Source organism: Stenotrophomonas sp. Steno-Z2 (genome assembly GCF_056393235.1).
Window position 1 is genome coordinate 619,889 of sequence record NZ_JBWJOY010000002.1, and the last position, 21,734, is coordinate 641,622.

Sequence of the window (21,734 nt, forward strand, 5' to 3'; positions counted from 1 at the left end):
AAACGACAAGCCCCGCCGAAGCGGGGCTTTCGTCGGCGGCGCCCACGCCGTGGCCTGGGCGCCTGCGCGTGCGGGAGATCAGACTTCCGCGACGACGCTGACGGTGCGGCGCTTGTTCGGGCCCTTCACCGAGAACTCGACCTTGCCGTCGACCAGCGCGAACAGCGTGTGGTCACGGCCCAGGCCGACGCCGGCGCCCGGGTGGAACTGGGTGCCGCGCTGGCGCACGATGATGTTGCCGGCTTCGATGGCCTGGCCACCGAAGATCTTGACGCCCAGGTACTTCGGGTTGGAGTCGCGGCCGTTGCGCGAGGAGCCTACGCCCTTTTTATGTGCCATGACGGATTCTCCTTGGATTAGCCGGCGATGCCGGTGATTTCGATTTCGGTGTAGTACTGGCGGTGGCCCTGGCGCTTCATGTGGTGCTTGCGCCGGCGGAACTTGATGATCTTCACCTTGTCGGCGCGGCCGTGGGCCACGACCTTGGCGGTCACCGAAGCGCCCTTGAGGGCATCGCCGATCTTGATGCCGTCGGCGTCGCCGAGCATCAGGACGGTATCGAACTTGATCTCGCTGCCGGCTTCGGCTTCGAGCTTTTCAACGCGGAGGGTTTCACCCTGCGCGACGCGGTACTGCTTGCCGCCAGTTACCAGGACTGCATACATGGGATGTCTCTTCTGTAGTTATTCTTGGGATCTGCCCACCATCGAGGGCGGTCAGAAGCGGGATTTTACCGGCAGGCGGCTCCCCGGGTCAAGCCACCCCCAGGCCGGGAAACCATGCCCGGAAAGCGGCGGGAGCGCCCTTTTCCACGGCGAAGCCGCCCGAAAGGGGCGCGCACGGATGTGCGACATGAACAGCGGGCTGCGCCGCGCCCGCAGCCCGCGGATGCACGCTGGCAATTCCGGCAATTGCCCCCAAATCGCAAGCTCGCTAGGCTGATCGACTGCCGTCAGCTGCATCCCCTGCCCCCCTCCGCGCCCGCTCCCCGCTGGCCGCGGCCAAGAACGGACCACCCATGGCGATGGATTTCATCCGCATCCGCGGCGCGCGGACGCACAACCTCAAGAACATCGACCTCGACCTGCCGCGCGACAAGCTGATCGTGATCACCGGGCTGTCCGGCTCGGGCAAGTCCTCGCTGGCGTTCGACACCATCTATGCCGAAGGCCAGCGCCGCTACGTCGAATCGCTGTCGGCCTACGCGCGCCAGTTCCTGAGCGTGATGGAGAAGCCGGACCTGGACCACATCGAGGGCCTGTCGCCGGCGATCTCGATCGAGCAGAAGTCCACCAGCCACAACCCGCGCTCGACCGTGGGCACCATCACCGAGATCTACGACTACCTGCGCCTGCTCTACGCCCGCGTCGGCAGCCCGCGCTGCCCGGACCACGGCTACCCGCTGGAAGCGCAGACCGTCAGCCAGATGGTGGACCAGGTGCTGGCGCTCGACGGCGAGCAGCGCTGGATGCTACTGGCGCCGGTGATCCGCGAGCGCAAGGGCGAGCACGCGCAGGTGTTCGACCAGCTGCGCGCGCAGGGCTTCGTGCGCGTGCGCGTGGACGGCGAGCTGTACGAGATCGACGCGGTGCCGCCGCTGGCGCTGCGCCAGAAGCACACCATCGAGGCGGTGATCGACCGCTTCCGCCCGCGCGAGGACCTCAAGCAGCGGCTGGCCGAAAGCTTCGAGACCGCGCTCAAGCTGGGCGACGGCATGGCCACGGTGCAGTCGCTGGACGACGCGCAGGCGGTGCCGCAGCTGTTCTCGTCCAAGTACTCCTGCCCGGTCTGCGACTACGCGCTGCCGGAACTGGAGCCGCGCCTGTTCTCGTTCAATTCGCCGGTCGGCGCCTGCCCGGGCTGCGACGGCCTGGGCATGGCCGAGTTCTTCGACCCCGGTCGCGTGGTCGTGCATCCCGAGCTGTCGCTGGCCGCCGGCGCGGTGCGCGGCTGGGACCGCCGCAACGCCTATTACTTCCAGCTGATCGCCTCGCTGGCCAAGCACTACCGCTTCGACGTGGACGCGCCGTGGCAGTCGCTGCCGGAGGACGTGCGCCAGGCCGTGCTGTACGGCAGCGGCGAGGAGCAGATCACCTTCACCTACTTCACCGAGAACGGCGGCCGCAGCCAGCGCAAGCACCGCTTCGAGGGCATCATCCCCAACCTCGAGCGCCGCTACCGCGAGACCGAGTCGCCGGCGGTGCGCGAGGAGCTGGCCAAGTTCATCAGCGAGCGGCCCTGCCCCGAATGCAACGGCGCACGCCTGAACAAGGCCGCGCGCAACGTGTTCGTCGCCGACCGGCCGCTGCCGGAACTGGCGGTGCTGCCGATCGACGAGGCCAAGCGCTTCTTCGGCGAGCTGAGCCTGCCGGGCTGGCGCGGCGAGATCGCCACCAAGATCGTCAAGGAGATCAGCGAGCGGCTGGGCTTCCTGGTCGACGTCGGCCTGGACTACCTCACCCTGGAGCGCAAGGCCGACACGCTGTCCGGCGGCGAGGCGCAGCGCATCCGCCTGGCCTCGCAGATCGGCGCCGGCCTGGTCGGGGTGATGTACGTGCTCGACGAGCCGTCCATCGGCCTGCACCAGCGCGACAACGAGCGCCTGCTCGGCACCCTCACCCGCCTGCGCGACCTCGGCAATACGGTGATCGTGGTGGAACACGACGAGGACGCGATCCGCCTGGCCGACTACGTGCTGGACATCGGCCCCGGCGCGGGCGTGCATGGCGGCGAGATCGTCGGCCAGGGCACCCTGCAGGACCTGCTGGAGGCGCCGCGTTCGCTGACCGGCCAGTACCTGTCGGGCAAGCGCGCCATCGAGATCCCGGCGCGCCGGCACCGGCCGAACCCGAAGATGACGCTGCACCTGCGCGGCGCCAGCGGCAACAACCTCAAGGACGTGGACCTGGACATCCCGGCCGGCCTGCTGACCTGCGTCACCGGCGTGTCCGGCTCGGGCAAGTCGACGCTGATCAACGACACCCTGTTCTCGCTGGCCGCCAACGAGATCAACGGCGCCTCGCACCCGGTCGCGCCGTACCGGGAAGTCGATGGCCTGGACCTGTTCGACAAGGTGGTGGACATCGACCAGTCGCCGATCGGCCGCACCCCGCGCTCGAACCCGGCCACCTACACCGGCCTGTTCACGCCGCTGCGCGAGCTGTACGCGCAGGTGCCGGAAGCGCGTGCGCGCGGCTACGCGCCGGGCCGCTTCAGCTTCAACGTGCGCGGCGGCCGCTGCGAGGCCTGCCAGGGCGACGGCCTGATCAAGGTGGAGATGCACTTCCTGCCGGACGTGTACGTGCCCTGCGACGTCTGCCACGGCAAGCGCTACAACCGCGAGACGCTGGAGATCCTGTACAAGGGCTACAGCATCAACGACGTGCTGGAAATGACCGTCGAGGATGCGCTGAAGCTGTTCGAGCCGGTGCCCGCCATCGCCCGCAAGCTGGAAACGCTGGTGGACGTGGGCCTGAGCTACATCAAGCTGGGCCAGAGCGCGACCACGCTGTCCGGTGGCGAGGCGCAGCGCGTGAAGCTGTCCAAGGAGCTGTCGCGCCGCGACACCGGGCGCACGCTCTACATCCTCGACGAGCCGACCACCGGCCTGCACTTCCACGATATCGAGGCCCTGCTCGGCGTGCTGCACAAGCTGCGCGACGAAGGCAATACGGTGGTGGTGATCGAGCACAACCTGGACGTGATCAAGACCGCGGACTGGATCGTCGACCTCGGGCCGGAAGGCGGCCACCGCGGCGGCACCATCCTGGTCACCGGTACGCCGGAGGACGTGGCCGCGCACCCGGCGTCGTACACCGGCCAGTTCCTGGCCAGGATGCTGCCCTCCACCACGGCGCGCCCGGAGCAGCCCGCGGCCGTGGCCAACAAGCCCGACGCGCGGCCGCCGCGCAAGGAAAAACCCGTGAAGAAGGCGGCCGCGAAGAAGGCCGCCACCAGCAGGAAGAAGGTTTCGTGATGAGCACCGAACACAAGCAGCTGGCCCGCGTGCCGATCAGCGTGCGCTGGCGCGACATGGACTCGATGGGCCACGTCAACAACGCCAAGTACGTCTCCTACCTGGAGGAGGCGCGCGTGCGCTGGATGCTGGGCGTGGAAGGCGTGTCGATGAACGACCGCATCGCGCCGGTGGTGGCCAATACCAACATCAACTACCGCCTGCCGATCGTGTGGCCCAACGACATCGTCGTCGAGCTGTTCGTCGAGCGGCTGGGCAACAGCAGCGTGACCATCGGCCACCGCATCGTCGACCAGAAGGACGAGAACAGGCTGTACTCCGACGGCAACGTGGTGGTGGTGTGGATGGACACGCAGACCGGCAAAAGCGCACCGCTGCCGGACGCGGTGCGCGCCGCATCCACCTGAATTCGACAACAGGGTCTGCCATGCACGCGGTTTTCAGGAACCGGAAGTTCTGGAAGCGCGTCTTCCAGATCCTCACCTGGCTGTTGATCCTTGCCTTCATCAGCCATCCGGAACTGCGCCTGCTGGTCCCGCTGCTGGATTCGCTCGGCCTGGAACTGCTGCTGGGCCTGGCCGGCCTGCAGCTGCTCGATGTCTACCGGGAACGGGTCGCGCCCTGCACCGCGCTGTTCGTGCGGCGCGTGCTCCACCCGGCCGCCATCGCGGTGGTCGATGCCTTCGCCCATGGCACCACGCGGCCGCTCGGCCGCGTCCTCTGGAACCTGCTGCTGACCGGCAGCGGGTATGTCGGCACCGCGCTGGCGTTCAAGCTGGCCGCTTTCCACCGCGCGGCGCGGAACGCTGCCTGACCCGGCGACGTCGTTCCGGAATCCGCAAAGACGAAGGGGCCGCACCGCGGCCCCTCGTCGTTTCCGGCGCGGCAACGCGGCGTCAGTCTTCCAGCAGCGGCTTGCGCGGCATCTTCTCCTCGCGCATGGCGGCGTTGTAGACGAACGAGGCGACGATGGCCGCGGCCTGCTTCAGGTCTTCCGGCTCGGCGTGGTCCCAGGTATCCAGGTTGCTGTGGTGGACGTTGCTGAAGTAGTCCAGCCGGTCCTGGATGAACTGGAAGCCCGGCAGGCCGACGCGGTCGAAGCTGATGTGGTCGGTGCTGCCGGTATTGCGGGTGACCACGGTGGAGGCGCCGACGTCGTTGAACGGCTTCAGCCAGGCCTCGAAGATCGGCATCGCGGCGATGTTCTCCTGCGCGTAGATGCCGCGGAAGCGGCCCGAGCCGTTGTCCATGTTGAAGTACACGGAGAACTTCTCGTAATCGCGCAGCTTCTGCAGCGGGCCGGTCGGCTCGCGCAGCGAGGCCGGCAGCGCCTTCTGCGCCGGGTCGGTGGGCTCCGGATAGTGCGCGAAGTGCCGGGCCACGTAGGCCTGCGAGCCGATGAGGCCCTGCTCCTCGCCGCTCCACAGCGCCACGCGGATGGTGCGCCGGGGCTTGGCGCCCACCGCCTTGAGGATGCGCATGGCCTCCATCATCACCGCCACGCCGGCGGCGTTGTCTGCCGCGCCGGTGCCGGTGTGCCAGGAATCCATGTGCGCGCCCAGCATCACGATCTCGTCGGCCTTGCTGCTGCCGCGGATCTCGGCGATGGTGTTGTGGCCGGGCTGGTCGGTCTCGTCGGTGAAGCGCGCATCGACGTTGACCCTCAGCTTCACCGGCTGCTTGCGCTCGAGCGCGCGCGCCAGCTGGTTGTAGTGCTCGGCGATCATCGCCAGCTCGGGGATGCCCACCGGTTCGCCGGCCTTGCGCGAACCGCCGCCGCCGACGCGGATGATGCCGTTGTCCCAGCCGCTGATGCTGATGGACGCCAGCGCGCCCTCCTCGGCGAAGAAGGCATTGGTGGCGCGCACCAGTTCCTGGCGCTCGGCGTATTCCTTGAGCCGCTTCGCCCGCTCCTTGTCCGCGGATTTTGGAATGGTGAATTCCTGCAGCCCTTCCAGCGAGGTGGCGTCGTGGCGGTGCGAATCGGCCTCGGTGCCGCGCTTGTACTCGCGCGCGTCGCCCAGCAGCAGGATCCGGCCGCGCAGCTTGCCCTTGTATTGCTCCAGGTCGGCCAGCTTCTTGATGTCGACCTTGATCACCTCGCCTTCCACGGTGCCGCCGGTGCCCGGCGTCCACGCCTTGGGCAGCGCGTACAGCTGGGTCTGGCGCGGTTCCAGCATCTCCACGCTGGCCGACTCGAATTCCCAGCCACGGCCGAAGCCGTCGAAGGCCTCGTCATGCACGTTGACCAGGCCCCATTCGCCGAACTTCTGCCGGGTCCAGGCGTTGGCCTGGGCCATGGCCGGCGAGTTGGTCAGGCGCGGGCCGATGGATTCGGTGAGATGGGAGAACGTGTCCATCACCTGCGAACGGTGGAACGCTTCCTGGCGGATCTTGCCCACCATGTCCAGGTCCACCTGCTCGGCCGCGCCCGCGCCGCCGGCGAACGCCAGCCCCATGCCCAATACCAGCAAGCACCGCTTGATCATTACTTCCCCCGGCCCATGGCCACTCACGACAAAGGCCCGAGTCTAGCCAGCGCCGGGGGGCGGCCGAGCCGGCCAATGGTCATGGATGCGGTGAACGCGGCCCCGCTTTCCGCAGGAGCGGCTTCAGCCGCGACGGGAGCTTTATCGGGAGAGCATCTTCGCGGCTGAAGCCGCTCCTACGGCGTCGTTCCATCGCCGGCGGGGACCCGCACCGCGCGCTGCAGCGCCGGCTGCCACTGGCCCGGCCAGTCGCGGTCGTTGGCCACCTGCGCCTGCGCGCGGCTGGCCTCGAACGCGGTGAAATCCAGCTCCGCGATCGCCCAGCAGCGGCCATCGCCGGTCCGCGCCAGCACGCCGTCGTCCGGAAACCCGCGGTCCATCGGCGCATACACCGTCGCCTCGCCGGTGTTGACGTCCAGCGCCGGGCTCCATTCGGCCACGCCCGCGGTCACCGCCTGCGCCACGAACATGCGGTTCTCCAGCGCCCGCGCCAGGCAGCCCACGCGCACGCGGGTGGCGCCGGCCTCGGTGTCGGTGCAGCTGGGCACCACCAGCAGGCGCGCGCCGGCCTCATATTGCGCGCGCACCGGCAGCGGGAACTCGCTGTCGTAGCAGACCGCCACGGCGGCGCGGATGCCGTCGATCTCGAACACCTTCAGCGCATCGCCACCGTCGATCAGCCCGGTGGCCTTTTCGAAGCCGGTGAGCTGCAGTTTGTCCTGCCACAGGTGCGCGCCCTGCGGCGTCAGCCAGTCGCAGCGGTTGCGGTAGCGGCCACCGCCGGTGTCGAGCAGGAAGCTGCCGGCGACCACGTGCATGTCCAGTTCGCGGGCCAGGCCGGCGAACAGCTCCAGCCACGCCTGCCGGTAGCGCTGGAGGGCGGCCAGCGAGGCCGGCAGGTCGCGCTGGACGTGCGGCGCGAAGGTGGCCGCCAGCTCCAGCGACAGGTATTCCGGCAGCACCGCGATGCGCGCGCCGGCCGCCGCGGCTTCACCCAGTTCCTGGCGCTGGCGGTGCGCGAAGGCGTCGAAACCGGCTGGCGCGCCGATGCGGTAGCGGGCGACGGCGATCTTCATGCGGCCGGCTCCAGGGCGCGGGTCCAGAACGTGAGCGGATGCGACACCTCGCCGCGGCCGACCTCGTCCCAGCGCAGGTGCATGGTCATGCCCGGCTGCCGCGCATAGCCACGCCTGCGCCAGAACATGTCGTTGTCGCGGTGGCCGGTGGGCCGGCGCGGGTCGTCGCCGGCGCGGTCCACCGCGCAGAACGCGGTCATCGCGAAGCGCCCGAGCGCGCGCGCATGCGCCTCGCGCGCGTCGAAGAAGGCGTGGCCGATGCCGCGCCCGCGCCACGCCGGCAACAGCACCGACTCGCCGAAGTAGAACACCCGTGCCGGATCGATGCCGGCCGCCTCGAACGGCTGGCGGAAGGCCGGGCCGTCGTCGAGCAGCGGCAGCCCGGTGGAGGCGCCCACCACCTCGTCGCCGGCCCGCGCCACCACGCACACCGCATCGGGCGTGGCCGCGTAGGCGGCCAGGTAGTCGCGCTCGTAGTCCAGGCTGCCCTGGTAAAGGTAAGGCCAGTCGTTGAACACGCGGATGCGCAGGCGCGCCACGTCGTCCAGTACCGGCAGCAGGTCGGGACCGCGCAGGGCGGTGACGATGGGAGAAACGTCCATGGCGGAATTCTAGCGCCGCCCCGTACCCCAGCCGCAGCCGGCGAAGGCGCCGCCATCCTTGTCCGAAACGAGGCATTCCTCGCGGCCGTCGCGCTGGGCTCGGCGGCGCATCGGGCACAGCGGCGGCATGCGCCGCAGGGTCCTGGGTTCTTCCGGCGTGAGCAGCCGCGGCGTGGCGAAGCTGACATCCCACGAGCCCGGACACCGGTATGCGGCCGGCAGTTTGAGAGCGAAGGCCAGCCCCGTCGCCGCCAATACCGGCAGCAGCACGGCAATGGCCGGGACCTTGCCGTACCCCGCACCGATGGTAGCCGCGACGATCGCCAGTAGCGGCAGCGCGGGGCACGCCATGGCATGGGGGAGCGGCATCATGCCGCTCCCCATCCCGGCCTCAGTAGGCGCGTGCGCATCGCGCCGTTCCGGGCTCGCGCCACAGCAGCCACAGGCGCTGGTGCACGGCGTCGCACACCACCACCTGGCGCTGCCTCAACACCGCCCTGAAACACAGGCCGCGGCGGCCCAGCGCCTGCCAGCGGCCTACGCCGTCCAGCGCGGGCAGGCCTTCGGCGCCGCGCTGGCGGATCCGCTCCGCCAGCGCGCCGTCCAGTTGCAGGCGCAGACAGCCGTGGCGCGCGGCCGTGCCCAGTCCCAGCGCAGCCAGCGGCGAAGCGGACCAGCCGGCGCCCTGCTCCAGCCGCAGCACCGCCCCGGCCAGGCCCGGCGGCAGCAGTCGCCGCAGCCGCCGGATCACTCGTGCATGCAGTCGCATCGCGTTCACCGCAGGCCGCTGCCGACGTCGTACCAGTCCACCCGGCGGGTGATCCACATGATCGCCGCCAGGATCCCGAACAGCAGCAGCGAGCCCATCAGCAGCGCGTTGTTCTCCGAGGCCAGCAGCACGTAGAGGACGCCGTACAGCAGGGTCAGCAGCGTGGCGAAGCCCAGGCCGCGCTTCCAGCTGTGCAGCGCGCCGCTCAGGTAGAAACCCTGCAGGCCGATGCAGGCCGCCGCCGACACCAGGTAGGCCTGCCAGAAGGCGATGTGCTCGGACAGGCTCAGCAGCAGCAGGAAGAAGATCGCCAGCGCCAGGCCGACCAGCAGGTACTGCAGCGGGTGGATCTTCAGCCGCTTGATCAGTTCGAACAGCACGAAGCCGACGAAGGTCAGCAGCACGAACAGGATGCCGTACTTGCTGGCGCGGTCGGCCTGCGTATACACGTCCACCGGGTCGACCAGCGCCACCTCCAGCGTCTCCACGCCGCCGGCCTCGCTGCGCAGGCTGCGGCGCAGCTGTTCCTGCGCGGCCGAGGCCAGCGAGGACACCGCCCAGTCGGCCTTGAAGCCGGCATCGTCGATGCTGCGCTCGTTGGGCAGGAAGCTGCCGCCGAACAGCGGATGCGGCCACGGCGAGGACAGCGCCACGCGGGTGTCGTCGCCCACCGGCACCACCGACAGCGAACGCGTGCCGTCCAGCACGAACTCCAGTTCGACCCTGCGTCCTTCGGCCAGGGTGCCCTGGCGTGGATCGGCCAGCGGCAGCAGCGTGGCATGCAGCCCCTTGGAGGTGCGCTCCAGCGCCCGCGCGCCGGCCTGCAGCGGCAACGCGCGCCCGTCCACGCGCAGGTTCGGCGTGCCGACCAGGCCGCGCACGTCGGCGATGCCCAGCGCCAGGTAGGGCTGGCCGTAGACACGGCCGGGCACGGCGGCATAGGCGGTGTCGGCGAACTCGGCCTGCAGGCGCGCGTGCCAGCTGTACACCGGCACCCGGAACAGGCCGACGCGGCGCTCGTCCGGGCGCATCTCGCCCTGCACGCGCAGCTGCCGCGGCATCTGCAGCTCGTAGCCGTGCTCGGTCTGCAGTTCGGTCTTGCGCATGCCCGCCTCGACCACCTCGACCTCGCGCTGCTGCGTCCACGGCAGCACCCGCACCGGGCCGATCAGCGACTGCGCGCCGGCACGGCTCTGCGCGACCCGTTCGATGGCCTGGTCGCGGTAGCGCTCGCGTTCGCCGATCGTGCCGCGGATCAGCATCAGGGGAATCAACAGCAGCAACACCAGCCCGCCGACCACGGCGAAGCGCAACAGCAGTTTCAGGGAAGTCATGGCCCGTCCTCGTGTGGAAACGGGCACAGCGTGGCGGTGCCGGATGTGCGCGGTTTGTGGCGAATTTGAAGTGGGCGTGAAGCGACCGGCGCCCGCGGCGATGACCGTGGCCGGTTGCGGATACCTGCCGCGGCATAGTATGAATCCGCGTTGCCCCGCCGCCCGGCATTCACCGGCTGCGCCGCCATCCCCGAAGGAACCCCACGTGCTGCATGCCAGGTCGCGTACTTCGCTGATCCACCGGCTGTCCCTGAGCATATGGGGCCTGTTCCTCGCCCTCCTCCTGCTGCTTTCCGCGTTCGGCTACCTGGCCATGCGCGTGGTGACCGACCGCGTCGTGCCGATGGTGGCGCAGCGCACCGTCGACCTGCGCGCGCGCGCCAACGAAGGCCAGTTCCTGCAAGCCGAGCAGAGCGTGCTGCGCCTGCAGCGCGAGCTGCTGTGGCGGCTGGACCATGCCGACCGCGACGCCACCCTGGCGCGCTTCGACCGCCTGTTCGCGCGCAGCGCCGACGGCCTGTGGCGGCTGCAGCCCGCGCAGCTGGATCCCGAACGCGCGCCCACCCTGTACCTGCATCAGCCGCCACAGGGACTGGACGAATCGACGCGGCTGCGCGCGGTGGTCGCCTACGACCTGCTGCGCGAACAGGGCCCGGCGCTGGTGCCGCCGTTCTTCTCGGTGTACATGGACTTCGTCGAGGACGGGCTGATGGTCTATGCCCATGGCATGGACTGGGGCAGCCGGGCCGATGCCAGCGCCAGCAATGCCGGCTACCCGACGATGCAGGGCTCGGACCCGCGCCGCAACCCGCAGCGCGGCGTGTTCTGGACGCCGGTCTACCTGGACCGCCAGGCCGACACCTGGATGGTGTCGGTGATCAAGCCGCTGGACTGGCAGGGCCGCTGGGTCGGCACGCTCGGCCACGATGTCTCGGTGCAGAGCCTGATCGACCGGGCCGCCGATGCCGATGGCGCCGTGGTGCAACTGGTCATGGGCGCGGACGGCGCGCTGATCGCGCATCCGCAGTTCCGCAGCCGCATCGCCGCCGCCGACGGCCAGCTGAAGCTGTCCGCGCTCGACGACCCGCTGCTGGCACAGGTGCACGGCATGATCGCGTACGCCCGCGCCGACAGCGGCGTGGGCCGCTCGCCGGACGGCAGCCACTGGGTGGCGTGGTCGAAGATCCACGGTCCCGGCTGGTACCAGGTATTCCTGCTGCCACAGGCGCGGGTGGACCAGGTGCTGATGTGGGGCCTGCTGGCGGTTTCCGGCTTCGGCATCCTCGGCCTGCTGCCGGCCATGTGGCTGCTGCGCCGCCGGGTGGGCTCGCTGTTCGCGGTGCCGCTCAGGCGCCTGACCCAGGCGGTGGACGAACTGAGCCAGGGCCGCGAGCCCAGGCCGATCGCGATGCAGGGCAACGACGAGCTCGGGCACCTGGCCGACGCGTTCGACGACATGGTCGAGGAACTGGTGCAGCAGCGCGCCCTGCAGTTCGCGCATGCGCAGGCGCTGCAGACCGAGATCGACGAACGCCGCCAGTTCATGACCCGGCTGGAGGAGGAACGCGCGCGCCTGCTGGCGCTGCTGGGCGCGATGAACCTGGGCATCCTGTTCGTCGGCGAGGAGAACCGCGCCACCTACTGCAACGCCGCCTTCCTGGCCATGTGGGACTTCCCCGAGGGCATCACCGTGGTCGGCAGCACCACCGACCAGTGGCTGGAGGCCTCGCAGCGGCTGATGATCGACCCGCAGGAATTCCGCCGGCACCTGGACGAGGCCGCGGTCTCGCCCGAGCTGCACAAGCGCCTGGAAATCCGCCTGCACGACGGCCGCATCGTCATGCACGACGCCTACCCGGTGCGCGACGCGCAGGACCATCTCATCGGCCGCCTGTGGGTGCAGGAGGACGTCACCCACGAGCGCCAGACCGCCGAGCAGCTGGTACGGCTGGCGCAGCACGATCCCTTGACCGGCCTGTACAACCGGCGCCGCTTCGAGGACGAGCTGGCGCGCTTCTTCCACGCCGCCGAACGCACACCGAGCCAGACCGCGCTGCTGTTCTTCGACCTGGACGAGTTCAAGTACATCAACGACACCTTCGGCCACCGCGCCGGCGACTCGGTGCTCAACCGCATGGCGGTCGAGATCCGCGCCCTGGTGCGCAGCGGCGAGACCCTGTTCCGGCTGGGCGGCGACGAGTTCGCCGTGCTCATGCCGCAGGCCAGCCTGGACGACGCCCAGCACCTGGCCGAACGCATCGTGCTGCGCATCGCGCAGACGCCGCTGTGCCTGCACGAGCACACCGTGCGCCTGACCACCAGCCTGGGCATCGCCCACTTCCCTACCCATGCCGACAACGCCGAGGACCTGGTCGCCCACGCCGACGCGGCGATGTACCAGGCCAAACACACCGGCAAGAACCGCTGGAACATCTACCGCCCCGACCGCGACAGCTCGCGGGAAATGGCCACCCGGCTGGCCTGGAACGACCGCATCGCGCGCGCGCTGGAACACGACCTGCTGCGCCTGCATTTCCAGGGCGTGCACCACGCCGGCGATGGCCGTCTGGCGCACCTGGAAGCGCTGATCCGCATGGAGGACGAAGCCAACCCCGGCCAGTTCATCATGCCCGCGCAGTTCATCGAGCCGGCGGAGAAGAGCGGCAAGATCCTGGAGATCGACCGTTGGGTGATCGGCGAGAGCATCCGCCTGCTGGCCACGCACCCGCAGCTGCCGGCCATCGCCGTCAACATCTCCGGGCGCTCCTTCGACGACCCCGAACTGCCGGCCTGGATCGGCGGCCAGCTGCGCCGCCATCATGTCGCGCCGCGGCGCCTGCTGGTGGAACTGACCGAAACCTCGGCGGTCTCGGACATGGGCGACGCGGCGCGTTTCATCGCCGCGCTGCGCGACACCGGCTGCCCGATCTGCCTGGACGATTTCGGTACCGGCTTCTCCTCGTTCGCCTACCTCAAGAACCTGCAGGCCGACGTGCTCAAGATCGACGGCATGTTCATCCGCGGCCTGCCCAGCGAGCACGACAACCAGGTGTTCGTGCGCGCCATCATCGAGGTGGCGCATGGCATGGGCAAGCTGACCGTGGCCGAGTTCGTCGAGGACGAAGCCACGCTGCAGATGCTGCGCGGCATGGGCGTGGACATGGTGCAGGGCTACCACCTGGACAGGCCGCGCGCCGACCATCCGGCCTTCGCCGACCCTGCACCGCCGCACGGCGGCGCATCACCGCCGGTGTAGAGGCCGGGCCCGCCCCGCACGAAGCGTTCCCGGCGCAGCCCGCGCCGGGCAGGCCCGCCATCTACGTCATCGGCAACCACAGGCTCGCCGCCGCACCGCCTTCCACGCGGTTGCGCAGGCGCGCGTGCCCGCCATGCAGGCGCGCCACCTCGGCCACGAACGGCAGGCCCAGCCCCGAACTGCGCTGCCCGCTGCGGGGGCGCGCCAGCGAATAGAAACGCTCGAAGACCCGCTCGAGCGCATAGTCCGGCACGCCCGGCCCCTGGTCGGACAGCTCCACTTCCCAGCCCCCGTTTTCCGCGCCCAGCCGCAGGCCGATCCAGCCGCCTTCCGGCGAGAACGCGATGGCGTTGTCCAGCAGGTTGACCAGCGCCTGGCGCAGCAGGAACGCATCGCCCTGCACCGGCGCATGCGCGGGCAGCCCGCAGTGCAGCGACAGGCGCGCGGCCTGCAGCCGCGGCCCGGCGTCCTCGGCGAGCTGCCGGCACAGCGCCGCCAGGTCCACCGTGGTGCGCCGCTGCAGCCAGCCGTGCTGTTCCACTTCGGCCAGCCGCAGCAGCTGGTCGATGGTCTCGGTCAGGCGCCGCTCCTGCTGGACGATGTTGGCGGCGAAACGCTGCCGCTCGGCTTCGGGCAGCGGCTCCTGCAGCAGTTCGGCAGCGCCGCGGATCGCCGCCAGCGGGCTCTTCATCTCGTGCGTCAGCGACTGCACGTACTGCTCGACGTAGGCCTTGCCCTCGAGCTTGCGGCGCATGGTTTCCAGCGCGCGGCCGAGGTCGCCGATCTCGTCGCCGCGCGGTTTCGGCGGCGGCACCGGTTCGCCGGCGCTGACCGCCTTGGCATAGCGGCTCAACCCGCCGATGCCGCGCGCCAGCCACCAGGTCATCAGCAGCCCGATCAGCGCCGCCGAGCCGATCAGCCATGCGCCGCGCGCGACGATGGCGCGCTGGCTGGCGGTGATGAACGGCTCGATGCTGTCGTTGGGCTGGGCCAGGGTCAGCACGCCGATCAGGGTGCGCCCGTCGGCCGGGTTGTAGACCGGCGCGGCCACGTGCATGACCGTGCTGTCCGCGTCGCCCGGCGTACCCGGGCTGGAACGCGCGCCGTACTGGCCACGCAGGGTGCGGTAGACGTCGTTCCAGCGCGAGTTGTCGCGGCCCACGTCCTGCCCGCGCGAGTCGTAGACGACGATGCCGCGCGCGTCGGTCACGGTGACGCGGTAATCGATGCTGCGTTTGGGGAAGCGCCACACCATCGCGCGCGGGTCGCGGCGCTGCGCGGTCGCCATCTGCGCGGCGAAGCGGCCGTCGGCGATGCGCCCGGCCTTCAGGTCCGGCCCGGCCATCACCGCCAGCACGTTGGCCGCGTCGACCAGGGTCGACTCCATCGCCTGGCGCACGCCCGGCTTGACCTCGTCGACGAACACCCGCATCACGAAGAACGCGGCGATGCCGACGATGAGGAAGAAGCCGAGGAAGAGTTTCAGGCCGAGGCGCATTTATCGCCGCCTTCGTTTCTGGAGCAAAGGCTTTCGCTCCCCTTTGGGGAGCGAGTTACTTCTCTTTGCTCGTGCAAAGAGAAGTAACCAAGAGAAAGCACGCCCCTGCCTCCGCGCCCGATGCGCAAGCGCATCGGGTCCACTCCGCCGGCGGGATTTTTCTACGCGACATCCCTGTCGCGTAGAAAAACGACGTGCATCCATGCACGTCGCCCTTCGGGTTTTTCCCGCCGGCTCCGTCGCTGCGGAAGGGGATTCTGAAAGGCAAAAGCAGCTGACGCTATTCCGCCGCTCTTGGCTGCCATCGTCCAGCATTGCCTTCCGGCAGGTGCCGCGACTGTGCTTTTGCTCTTGGATTCTGACTTCCAATGGCCGTAAAGCGAGCCGAGTACCGCAGCGGCCCGAGGAGTGAACATGCGCACACGTCTGAATGAAGCGCGCTGTGCGTCGTCTCCCTGGCCCGCAAGGAGCACAGGGCACCGATGCTGCTTGATCGCATCGGCTCGCGTCCGGCCCGTGCTTTGCCCTGGCTGCTTCCCTTTGCACAGGCAAAGAGAAACAACCCGCGCTTCGAAGGGCGGCGAAAGCCTTTGATCTTCCGCAATCAGACATCCAGCGCATACCCCACGCCCCGGTGCGTGCGGATCGGATCCTCCTCCGCCCCCGCCGCACGCAGCTTCGCGCGCAGGGTCTTCACGTGCGTGTCCACCGTGCGGTCGGCGCTGTCGCTGGCGTGGTCCCAGCCGCGCTCCATCAGCTGCGCGCGGCTGAGGATCGCCCCCGGCCGCTGCAGCAGCGCCGCCAGCAGCGCGTACTCGTAGCGGGTCAGGTCCAGCGGCGCGTCGCGGTAGCGCACCCGCCGTCCCTCGCGGTCGATCGCGAAGGCGCCCTGCCGTACCCAGCCCGGCTCGGCCGCGGCCGGCTGCGCCGGCCGGCGCAGGCGCGCACGCACCCGCGCCACCAGTTCGCGCGGCGAGAACGGCTTGCCCACGTAGTCGTCCGCGCCCAGCTCCAGGCCCAGCACCCGGTCGAACTCGTCGTTGCGCGCGGTGAGGAAGATCACCGGCACCTGGCTGAACGTACGCAGCTGGCGGCAGACCTCGAAGCCGCCCACGTCGGGCAGGCCCACGTCCAGCACCACCACGTCGATGCCGCCCTGGCGCAGCCGTTCCAGCGCCTGCCGCCCCAGCGCGCAGTGCTCGGCGGCGTGGCCTTCGCTGCGCAGCGCGTACAGGACGGTATCGGCAATGGCGGCCTCGTCTTCGACGACGAGCACGCGGGCGGGCTGTTCGGACATGGCGCCAGCATAGCCGCCCCGGGGCGGCGCCCGTACACTGCGCCGATGAACTACCGCCACGCCTTCCACGCCGGCAACCACGCCGACGTGCTCAAGCACATCGTCCTGCTCGCCCTGATCGACGCGCTCAGGCGCAAGGACGCGCCGTTCTTCGTGCTCGACACCCACGCCGGCCGCGGCCGCTACCTGCTGTCGGCCGAGGAAAGCCGCAGGACCGCCGAGGCCGACGAGGGCATCAGCCGGCTGATGGCCGCGCCCGCCCTGCCGGAAGTGATCGAGCGCTACCTGCGCGCGATCCAGGCCAACAACCCGGTGGGCGGGCTGGTCGCCTACCCCGGCTCGCCGCTGCTGGCCGCCCAGGCCCTGCGCGAGCAGGACCGGCTGGCCGCCTGCGAGCTGCAGCCGGAGGAAGCGGCGGCGCTGAAGGAGCTGTTCGCCCGCGACCGCCGCGTGCAGGTGCTGGCCGCCAACGGCTACGACAGCATCCGCGCCCTGCTGCCGCCCAGGGCCGGCGCCGCGAAGATCGGCCGCGCCCTGGTGCTGATCGACCCGCCCTACGAGGCGCAGGACGCCGAATACCCGCAGATCATCGCCACCGTGCGCGAGATCCTGGCGCGCATGCCGCAGGCCCAGTGCGCGGTGTGGTACCCGATCAAGCAGCGCCGCAGCCTGCTGCCGTTCTTCCGCAAGGCGGCCGCGCTGCCGGTGAAGTCGGCGCTGCTGGCCGAGCTGATGGTGCGCCCGGACGACTCGCCGCTGCGACTGAACGGCAGCGGCATGCTGCTGCTCAACCCGCCTTGGCAGTTCGACCAGGCGCTGGCCCCGGCGCTGCCGGTGCTGCAGCGCGAACTGGGCGAAGCCGGCGCCTCCACCCGCCTGGAGTGGCTCAAGAACGGGGATTGAGCCCGCCGGCCACGGACCACCGCAGCAGGCGGCAAGGGCCGCGCCGCGGGGTTCTTCCGGTCCCGCCCGGCCGCGGCAGGTGGTCCTACGGCTGCGGAAATCCACTGCGCCCGGCCTGTCGCCGCGGTTGAATCGCGTTCACAGAACCTCACGCTGCAGGTGCAAGAATCGGCGGACTCTGGAGGAACCGCAGTCATGGCTACCCGCAACCGCATGCCCCCGTGGCATGAAAACTTCAAGGCTCCCAGCGGCCGCGAACTGCTCATCCGCCCCATCCGCCCCGAGGACGGCGCTCCGCTGCAGGGCGCGTTCGCGCTGTTCGGGCCGGAAGAAGTACGCGACCGCTTCCTGCAGGCCGTGGACGTGCTGTCGGACGAAACCGCGCAGCGCCTGACCCACCCGAATCCAAAAACCGAAATCTCGCTGGTCGCGGCCGAGCCGCTGCCGCCGGGCGAGGCCGTGGTCGGCGCGGTGGCGCGGGCCTCGATCATTCCCGGCACCCGCGACGCCGAGTACGCCATCCTGGTCAGCCGCTTCCTCGCCGGCCAGGGCCTGGGCCGGCAGCTGATGCGCAAACTGGTCAAATGGGCCCGCGGCAAGTACCTGGACCGCATGTACGGCGACATCGCCCAGGACAACGAACCGATGCTGCAGCTGGCCGGCTCGCTGGGCTTCAAGCAGGTGCCGCACCCGTCCGGCACGCCGGGCCTGGTGCGGATGGTGCTGGAACTGGGCAGCTGAGGGCCCGGACGCGGCACCGCGTTGCGCCCGCCATCATGCCCGGCGGGCGCCCTTCAGCCCATCGCATCGCACCGCTCCTGCCGCTTCCTCCGCGCGCTCCCCGCCCGCCGCCGCTTCGCCACCGGCGACCCGGGGCTTCCCTCGTGGTGGATCCGTGCAGCGCCGACCACTGGCCGGCACCCGTGATGGCACTGATTCCCGGACTTGCCGGCCGCCGGCCGGCACTGCGGTAAAATCCGCGGTCTCATGCCGCATCACGCCCCCTATCCCGTTCCGCCGCTGCCCCGCGCGGGCCAGCTCCGCGCCTGGTGGCGCGCCCCCGCATCGACCAGCGCGCTGGCCTGGCACGTGGCCCGCGCCGCGCAGGCGCACACCGCGCCGCTGCTGCTGGTCACCCGCGACAACCACGGCGCGCACCAGGCCGTCGCCGACCTGCAGACCCTGCTGGGCGGCGACGCGGCGCTGCCGGTGGTGCCGTTCCCGGACTGGGAAACCCTGCCCTACGACCAGTTCAGCCCGCACCCGGACATCATTTCCCAGCGCCTGGCCGCGCTGCACCGGCTGCCGGCGCTCGCGCGCGGCATCGTGGTGGTGCCGGTGCAGACCCTGCTGCAGCGGCTGGCGCCACTGAGCTACATCGTCGGCGGCAGTTTCGACCTGGCGGTCGGCCAGCGCCTGGACATGGACGCGGAGAAGCGCAGGCTGGAAAGCGCCGGCTACCGCAACGTGCCGCAGGTGATGGATCCGGGCGATTTCGCCGTGCGCGGCGGCCTGCTCGACGTCTACCCGATGGGCGCCGACGCACCGCTGCGCATCGAACTGCTGGACGAGGACATCGACTCGATCCGCGAATTCGACCCCGAATCGCAGCGTTCGCTGGACAAGGTGGGCGCGGTGAGGATGCTGCCCGGCCGCGAAGTGCCGATGGACGAGGCCGCCCTGGCGAAGGTACTGGCCACGCTGCGCGAGCGCTTCGACGTGGATACCCGCCGCAGCCCGCTCTACCAGGACCTGAAGGCCGGCGTGCTGCCCTCGGGCATCGAGTATTTCCTGCCGCTGTTTTTCAACAGAACCGCCACGCTGTTCGACTACCTGCCCGAGGGCTTCCTGACCGTGGTCGCGCCCGGCGTGGGCGAAGCGGCCGATGCGTTCTGGGCGCAGACCCGCAGCCGCTACGAACAGCGCCGTCACGACATCGAACGGCCGCTGCTGCCGCCGGAGGAGATCTACCAGTCGCCGGACAGCCTGCGCGAGCAGTTCAACCGGCAGCCGCGCGTGGAAGTGTGGCCGGCCGACCACCCGCGTATCGCCGAGGCGCAGGCACTGGGCGACCAGCCGCTGCCGCCGTTGCCGGTGGCGGCCAAGGACGCGCCGGCCGGGCAGGCGCTGAAATCCTTCCTCGACCACTACCCCGGCCGGGTGCTGGTCGCCGCCGATTCGCCGGGCCGCCGCGAGGCGCTGCTGGAAGTGCTGCAGGCCGCCGACCTGCGGCCGCCGGTGGTGCCGGGCCTGCCGGCCTTCCTGGCCGACGACGCGCCGCGCTTCGCCATCACCGTGGCGCCGCTGGACGACGGCTTCGCCCTGGCCGAGCCGGCGCTGGCGGTGCTCACCGAGCGCCAGCTGTTCCCCGAACGCGCCGGCCAGCCGCGCCGCACGCGCCGCGCTGGGCGCGAGCCGGAAGCGATCATCCGCGACCTCGGCGAGCTGACCGAAGGCGCGCCCATCGTGCACGAGGACCACGGCGTCGGCCGCTACCGCGGGCTGATCGCGATGGACGTCGGCGGCATGCCCGGCGAGTTCCTCGAAATCGAGTACGCCAAGGGCGACCGCCTGTACGTGCCGGTGGCGCAGCTGCACCTGATCAGCCGCTACTCCGGCGCCTCGCCGGAAACCGCGCCGCTGCATTCGCTGGGCGGCGAGCAATGGGCCAAGGCCAAGCGCAAGGCCGCCGAGAAGGTGCGCGACGTCGCCGCCGAACTGCTGGAGATCCAGGCGCGGCGCCAGGCCCGCGCCGGCCTGGCGCTGGACATCGACCGCGCCATGTACGAGCCGTTCGCCGCCGGTTTCCCGTTCGAGGAAACGCCCGACCAGCTGGCCGCGATCGAAGCCACCCTGCGCGACCTGCAGTCCAGCCAGCCGATGGACCGCGTGGTCTGCGGCGACGTCGGCTTCGGCAAGACCGAGGTCGCCGTGCGCGCCGCCTTCGCCGCCGCCAGCGGCGGCAAGCAGGTCGCCGTGCTGGTGCCCACCACCCTGCTGGCCGAGCAGCACTACCGCAATTTCCGCGACCGCTTCGCCGATTACCCGCTCAAGGTGGAAGTGCTGTCGCGCTTCAAATCCACCAAGGAGATCAAGGCCGAGCTGGACAAGGTGGCCGAAGGCGGCATCGACGTGATCGTCGGCACCCACCGCCTGCTGCAGCCGGACGTGAAATTCAAGGACCTGGGCCTGGTCATCGTCGACGAGGAGCAGCGCTTCGGCGTGCGCCAGAAGGAAGCGCTCAAGGCCATGCGCGCCAACGTGCACCTGCTCACGCTCACCGCCACGCCGATCCCGCGCACGCTCAACATGGCCATGGCCGGGCTGCGCGACCTGTCGATCATCGCCACGCCGCCGCCCAACCGGCTGGCGGTGCAGACCTTCGTCACCCAGTGGGACAACGCGCAGCTGCGCGAGGCGTTCCAGCGCGAGCTGTCGCGCGGCGGCCAGCTGTACTTCCTGCACAACGACGTGGAGAGCATGGGCCGGATGCAGCGCGAGCTGTCCGAGCTGGTGCCCGAGGCGCGCATCGGCATGGCCCACGGCCAGATGCCCGAGCGCGAGCTGGAGAAGGTGATGCTGGATTTCCAGAAGCAGCGCTTCAACGTGCTGCTGGCCAGCACCATCATCGAATCGGGCATCGACATCCCCAACGCCAACACCATCATCATCAACCGCGCCGACCGCTTCGGCCTGGCCCAGCTGCACCAGCTGCGCGGCCGCGTCGGCCGTTCGCACCACCGCGCCTACGCCTACCTGGTGGTGCCGGACAAGCGCTCGATCACGCCCGACGCGCAGAAGCGGCTGGATGCCATCGCCTCGATGGACGAGCTGGGCGCCGGCTTCACTCTGGCCACGCACGACCTGGAGATCCGCGGCGCCGGCGAACTGCTCGGCGAGGACCAGAGCGGGCAGATGGCCGAGGTCGGTTTCAGCCTGTACACCGAACTGCTGGAGCGCGCGGTGCGTTCCATCAAGGCCGGCAAGCTGCCCGACCTGGACGCCGGCGAGGAAGTGCGCGGCGCCGAGGTCGAGCTGCACGTGCCGGCGCTGATTCCGGAAGACTACCTGCCCGACGTGCATACCCGCCTGACCCTGTACAAGCGCATCAGCTCCGCGCGCGACAGCGCCGCCCTGCGCGAGCTGCAGGTGGAGATGATCGACCGCTTCGGCCTGCTGCCGGACGCGGTCAAGCACCTGTTCGCCATCGCCGAGCTCAAGCTGCAGGCCAACGCGCTGGGCATCCGCAAGCTGGAACTGGGCGGGAACGGCGGCCGCATCGTGTTCGAAGCCAAGCCGGACATCGACCCGATGGCGGTGATCCAGCTGATCCAGAAGCAGCCGAAGCTGTACCAGATGGACGGCCCGGACAAGCTGCGCATCAAGCACCCGCTGCCGGAAGGCGCGGACCGCTTCAACGCCGCGCGCGCGCTGCTGGCCACGCTGCGGCCGGCGTGAGCGCATGTGAGGTTTGCCAGGAACGGGGGCGGCGGGGACAATGGCCGCCCTCTTCCCGGCCAGCCCGCCATCAGCG

General features: G+C 70.2%; 17 protein-coding genes. 7 read left to right on the forward strand and 10 right to left on the reverse strand.

Annotated features, from left to right (window positions below; genetic code table 11):
* Nucleotides 1-78 precede the first annotated feature (78 nt).
* Nucleotides 79-339 carry a 50S ribosomal protein L27 gene (gene rpmA / locus AC06FP_RS07940; protein ID WP_456118534.1) on the reverse strand — a complete coding sequence of 87 codons (261 nt, stop codon included), beginning with the start codon at nucleotides 337-339 and terminating at the stop codon, nucleotides 79-81.
* A 17-nt stretch (nucleotides 340-356) separates the two neighbouring features.
* A complete protein-coding gene (gene rplU / locus AC06FP_RS07945; RefSeq protein ID WP_054664165.1) occupies nucleotides 357-665 on the reverse strand; it encodes a 50S ribosomal protein L21 in 309 nt (102 codons plus the stop codon).
* A gap of 353 nt (nucleotides 666-1,018) precedes the next feature.
* On the opposite strand from rplU, the gene uvrA reads away from it, so the two are divergent.
* From uvrA to AC06FP_RS07960, 3 genes are read left to right on the forward strand one after another with little or no spacing between them, the layout of a single operon-like run.
* A complete protein-coding gene (uvrA, locus tag AC06FP_RS07950) occupies nucleotides 1,019-3,976 on the forward strand; it encodes an excinuclease ABC subunit UvrA (protein ID WP_478075120.1) in 2,958 nt (985 codons plus the stop codon).
* On the forward strand, nucleotides 3,976-4,383 hold the full coding sequence (locus AC06FP_RS07955) for an acyl-CoA thioesterase (protein WP_478075121.1): 408 nt from the start codon (nucleotides 3,976-3,978) through the stop codon (nucleotides 4,381-4,383). The genes uvrA and AC06FP_RS07955 overlap by 1 nt, the downstream gene beginning before the upstream one ends.
* A gap of 20 nt (nucleotides 4,384-4,403) precedes the next feature.
* Nucleotides 4,404-4,790 (forward strand): hypothetical protein, encoded by a 387-nt coding sequence (locus AC06FP_RS07960; protein WP_478075122.1) that lies wholly within the window; start codon nucleotides 4,404-4,406, stop codon nucleotides 4,788-4,790.
* A gap of 82 nt (nucleotides 4,791-4,872) precedes the next feature.
* On the opposite strand, the gene AC06FP_RS07965 is transcribed toward AC06FP_RS07960, so the two are convergent.
* The 6 genes from AC06FP_RS07965 to creD form a co-directional block, all read right to left on the reverse strand.
* On the reverse strand, nucleotides 4,873-6,465 hold the full coding sequence (locus AC06FP_RS07965; protein WP_478075123.1) for a M20/M25/M40 family metallo-hydrolase: 1,593 nt from the start codon (nucleotides 6,463-6,465) through the stop codon (nucleotides 4,873-4,875).
* A gap of 176 nt (nucleotides 6,466-6,641) precedes the next feature.
* Entirely contained in the window at nucleotides 6,642-7,541 is a 900-nt protein-coding gene (locus AC06FP_RS07970) for a carbon-nitrogen hydrolase family protein (RefSeq protein WP_478075124.1), read from the reverse strand.
* Nucleotides 7,538-8,143, reverse strand: a complete 606-nt coding sequence (locus AC06FP_RS07975) for a GNAT family N-acetyltransferase (RefSeq protein ID WP_478075125.1) — start codon at nucleotides 8,141-8,143, stop codon at nucleotides 7,538-7,540. Before AC06FP_RS07975 ends, AC06FP_RS07970 begins: the two co-directional genes overlap by 4 nt.
* Before the next feature lie 9 nt (nucleotides 8,144-8,152).
* Nucleotides 8,153-8,515 (reverse strand): hypothetical protein, encoded by a 363-nt coding sequence (locus AC06FP_RS07980; RefSeq protein WP_478075126.1) that lies wholly within the window; start codon nucleotides 8,513-8,515, stop codon nucleotides 8,153-8,155.
* 19 nt (nucleotides 8,516-8,534) lie between these two features.
* Nucleotides 8,535-8,912, reverse strand: a complete 378-nt coding sequence (locus AC06FP_RS07985) for a hypothetical protein (protein ID WP_478075127.1) — start codon at nucleotides 8,910-8,912, stop codon at nucleotides 8,535-8,537.
* A 5-nt stretch (nucleotides 8,913-8,917) separates the two neighbouring features.
* Nucleotides 8,918-10,246: a cell envelope integrity protein CreD gene (gene creD / locus AC06FP_RS07990; RefSeq protein WP_478075128.1), complete on the reverse strand. Its 1,329-nt coding sequence runs from the start codon at nucleotides 10,244-10,246 to the stop codon at nucleotides 8,918-8,920.
* Between the two features lie 205 nt (nucleotides 10,247-10,451).
* Here creD and AC06FP_RS07995 point away from each other — a divergent pair, with 205 nt between their 5' ends.
* Entirely contained in the window at nucleotides 10,452-13,502 is a 3,051-nt protein-coding gene (locus AC06FP_RS07995; protein WP_478075129.1) for a putative bifunctional diguanylate cyclase/phosphodiesterase, read from the forward strand.
* A 61-nt stretch (nucleotides 13,503-13,563) separates the two neighbouring features.
* On the opposite strand, the gene creC is transcribed toward AC06FP_RS07995, so the two are convergent.
* Nucleotides 13,564-15,000, reverse strand: coding sequence for a two-component system sensor histidine kinase CreC (gene creC / locus AC06FP_RS08000; RefSeq protein ID WP_478075130.1), 1,437 nt, complete (start codon nucleotides 14,998-15,000; stop codon nucleotides 13,564-13,566).
* Nucleotides 15,001-15,604: 604 nt separating this feature from the next.
* Entirely contained in the window at nucleotides 15,605-16,297 is a 693-nt protein-coding gene (gene creB, locus AC06FP_RS08005) for a two-component system response regulator CreB (RefSeq protein WP_456118512.1), read from the reverse strand.
* Nucleotides 16,298-16,342: 45 nt separating this feature from the next.
* Here creB and AC06FP_RS08010 point away from each other — a divergent pair, with 45 nt between their 5' ends.
* The 3 genes from AC06FP_RS08010 to mfd all read left to right on the forward strand — a co-directional run bounded on the left by AC06FP_RS08010 (nucleotide 16,343) and on the right by mfd (nucleotide 21,658).
* A complete protein-coding gene (locus AC06FP_RS08010; RefSeq protein ID WP_478075131.1) occupies nucleotides 16,343-17,200 on the forward strand; it encodes a 23S rRNA (adenine(2030)-N(6))-methyltransferase RlmJ in 858 nt (285 codons plus the stop codon).
* A gap of 195 nt (nucleotides 17,201-17,395) precedes the next feature.
* Nucleotides 17,396-17,941, forward strand: coding sequence for a GNAT family N-acetyltransferase (locus tag AC06FP_RS08015; protein ID WP_456118509.1), 546 nt, complete (start codon nucleotides 17,396-17,398; stop codon nucleotides 17,939-17,941).
* Between the two features lie 246 nt (nucleotides 17,942-18,187).
* Complete coding sequence (gene mfd / locus AC06FP_RS08020) at nucleotides 18,188-21,658, forward strand: transcription-repair coupling factor (protein WP_478075132.1); 3,471 nt, start codon at nucleotides 18,188-18,190, stop codon at nucleotides 21,656-21,658.
* Nucleotides 21,659-21,734: the final 76 nt, after the last annotated feature.

What these genes read in the sequence shown, in the direction of transcription:
- rpmA (WP_456118534.1), bottom strand. Translation starts at nt 339, where the DNA reads ATGGCACATAAAAAGGGCGTAGGCTCCTCGCGCAACGGCCGCGACTCC.
- rplU (WP_054664165.1), bottom strand. Translation starts at nt 665, where the DNA reads ATGTATGCAGTCCTGGTAACTGGCGGCAAGCAGTACCGCGTCGCGCAG.
- uvrA (WP_478075120.1), top strand. Translation starts at nt 1,019, where the DNA reads ATGGCGATGGATTTCATCCGCATCCGCGGCGCGCGGACGCACAACCTC.
- AC06FP_RS07955 (WP_478075121.1), top strand. Translation starts at nt 3,976, where the DNA reads ATGAGCACCGAACACAAGCAGCTGGCCCGCGTGCCGATCAGCGTGCGC.
- AC06FP_RS07960 (WP_478075122.1), top strand. Translation starts at nt 4,404, where the DNA reads ATGCACGCGGTTTTCAGGAACCGGAAGTTCTGGAAGCGCGTCTTCCAG.
- AC06FP_RS07965 (WP_478075123.1), bottom strand. Translation starts at nt 6,465, where the DNA reads ATGATCAAGCGGTGCTTGCTGGTATTGGGCATGGGGCTGGCGTTCGCC.
- AC06FP_RS07970 (WP_478075124.1), bottom strand. Translation starts at nt 7,541, where the DNA reads ATGAAGATCGCCGTCGCCCGCTACCGCATCGGCGCGCCAGCCGGTTTC.
- AC06FP_RS07975 (WP_478075125.1), bottom strand. Translation starts at nt 8,143, where the DNA reads ATGGACGTTTCTCCCATCGTCACCGCCCTGCGCGGTCCCGACCTGCTG.
- AC06FP_RS07980 (WP_478075126.1), bottom strand. Translation starts at nt 8,515, where the DNA reads ATGATGCCGCTCCCCCATGCCATGGCGTGCCCCGCGCTGCCGCTACTG.
- AC06FP_RS07985 (WP_478075127.1), bottom strand. Translation starts at nt 8,912, where the DNA reads ATGCGACTGCATGCACGAGTGATCCGGCGGCTGCGGCGACTGCTGCCG.
- creD (WP_478075128.1), bottom strand. Translation starts at nt 10,246, where the DNA reads ATGACTTCCCTGAAACTGCTGTTGCGCTTCGCCGTGGTCGGCGGGCTG.
- creC (WP_478075130.1), bottom strand. Translation starts at nt 15,000, where the DNA reads ATGCGCCTCGGCCTGAAACTCTTCCTCGGCTTCTTCCTCATCGTCGGC.
- creB (WP_456118512.1), bottom strand. Translation starts at nt 16,297, where the DNA reads ATGTCCGAACAGCCCGCCCGCGTGCTCGTCGTCGAAGACGAGGCCGCC.
- AC06FP_RS08010 (WP_478075131.1), top strand. Translation starts at nt 16,343, where the DNA reads ATGAACTACCGCCACGCCTTCCACGCCGGCAACCACGCCGACGTGCTC.
- AC06FP_RS08015 (WP_456118509.1), top strand. Translation starts at nt 17,396, where the DNA reads ATGGCTACCCGCAACCGCATGCCCCCGTGGCATGAAAACTTCAAGGCT.
- mfd (WP_478075132.1), top strand. Translation starts at nt 18,188, where the DNA reads ATGCCGCATCACGCCCCCTATCCCGTTCCGCCGCTGCCCCGCGCGGGC.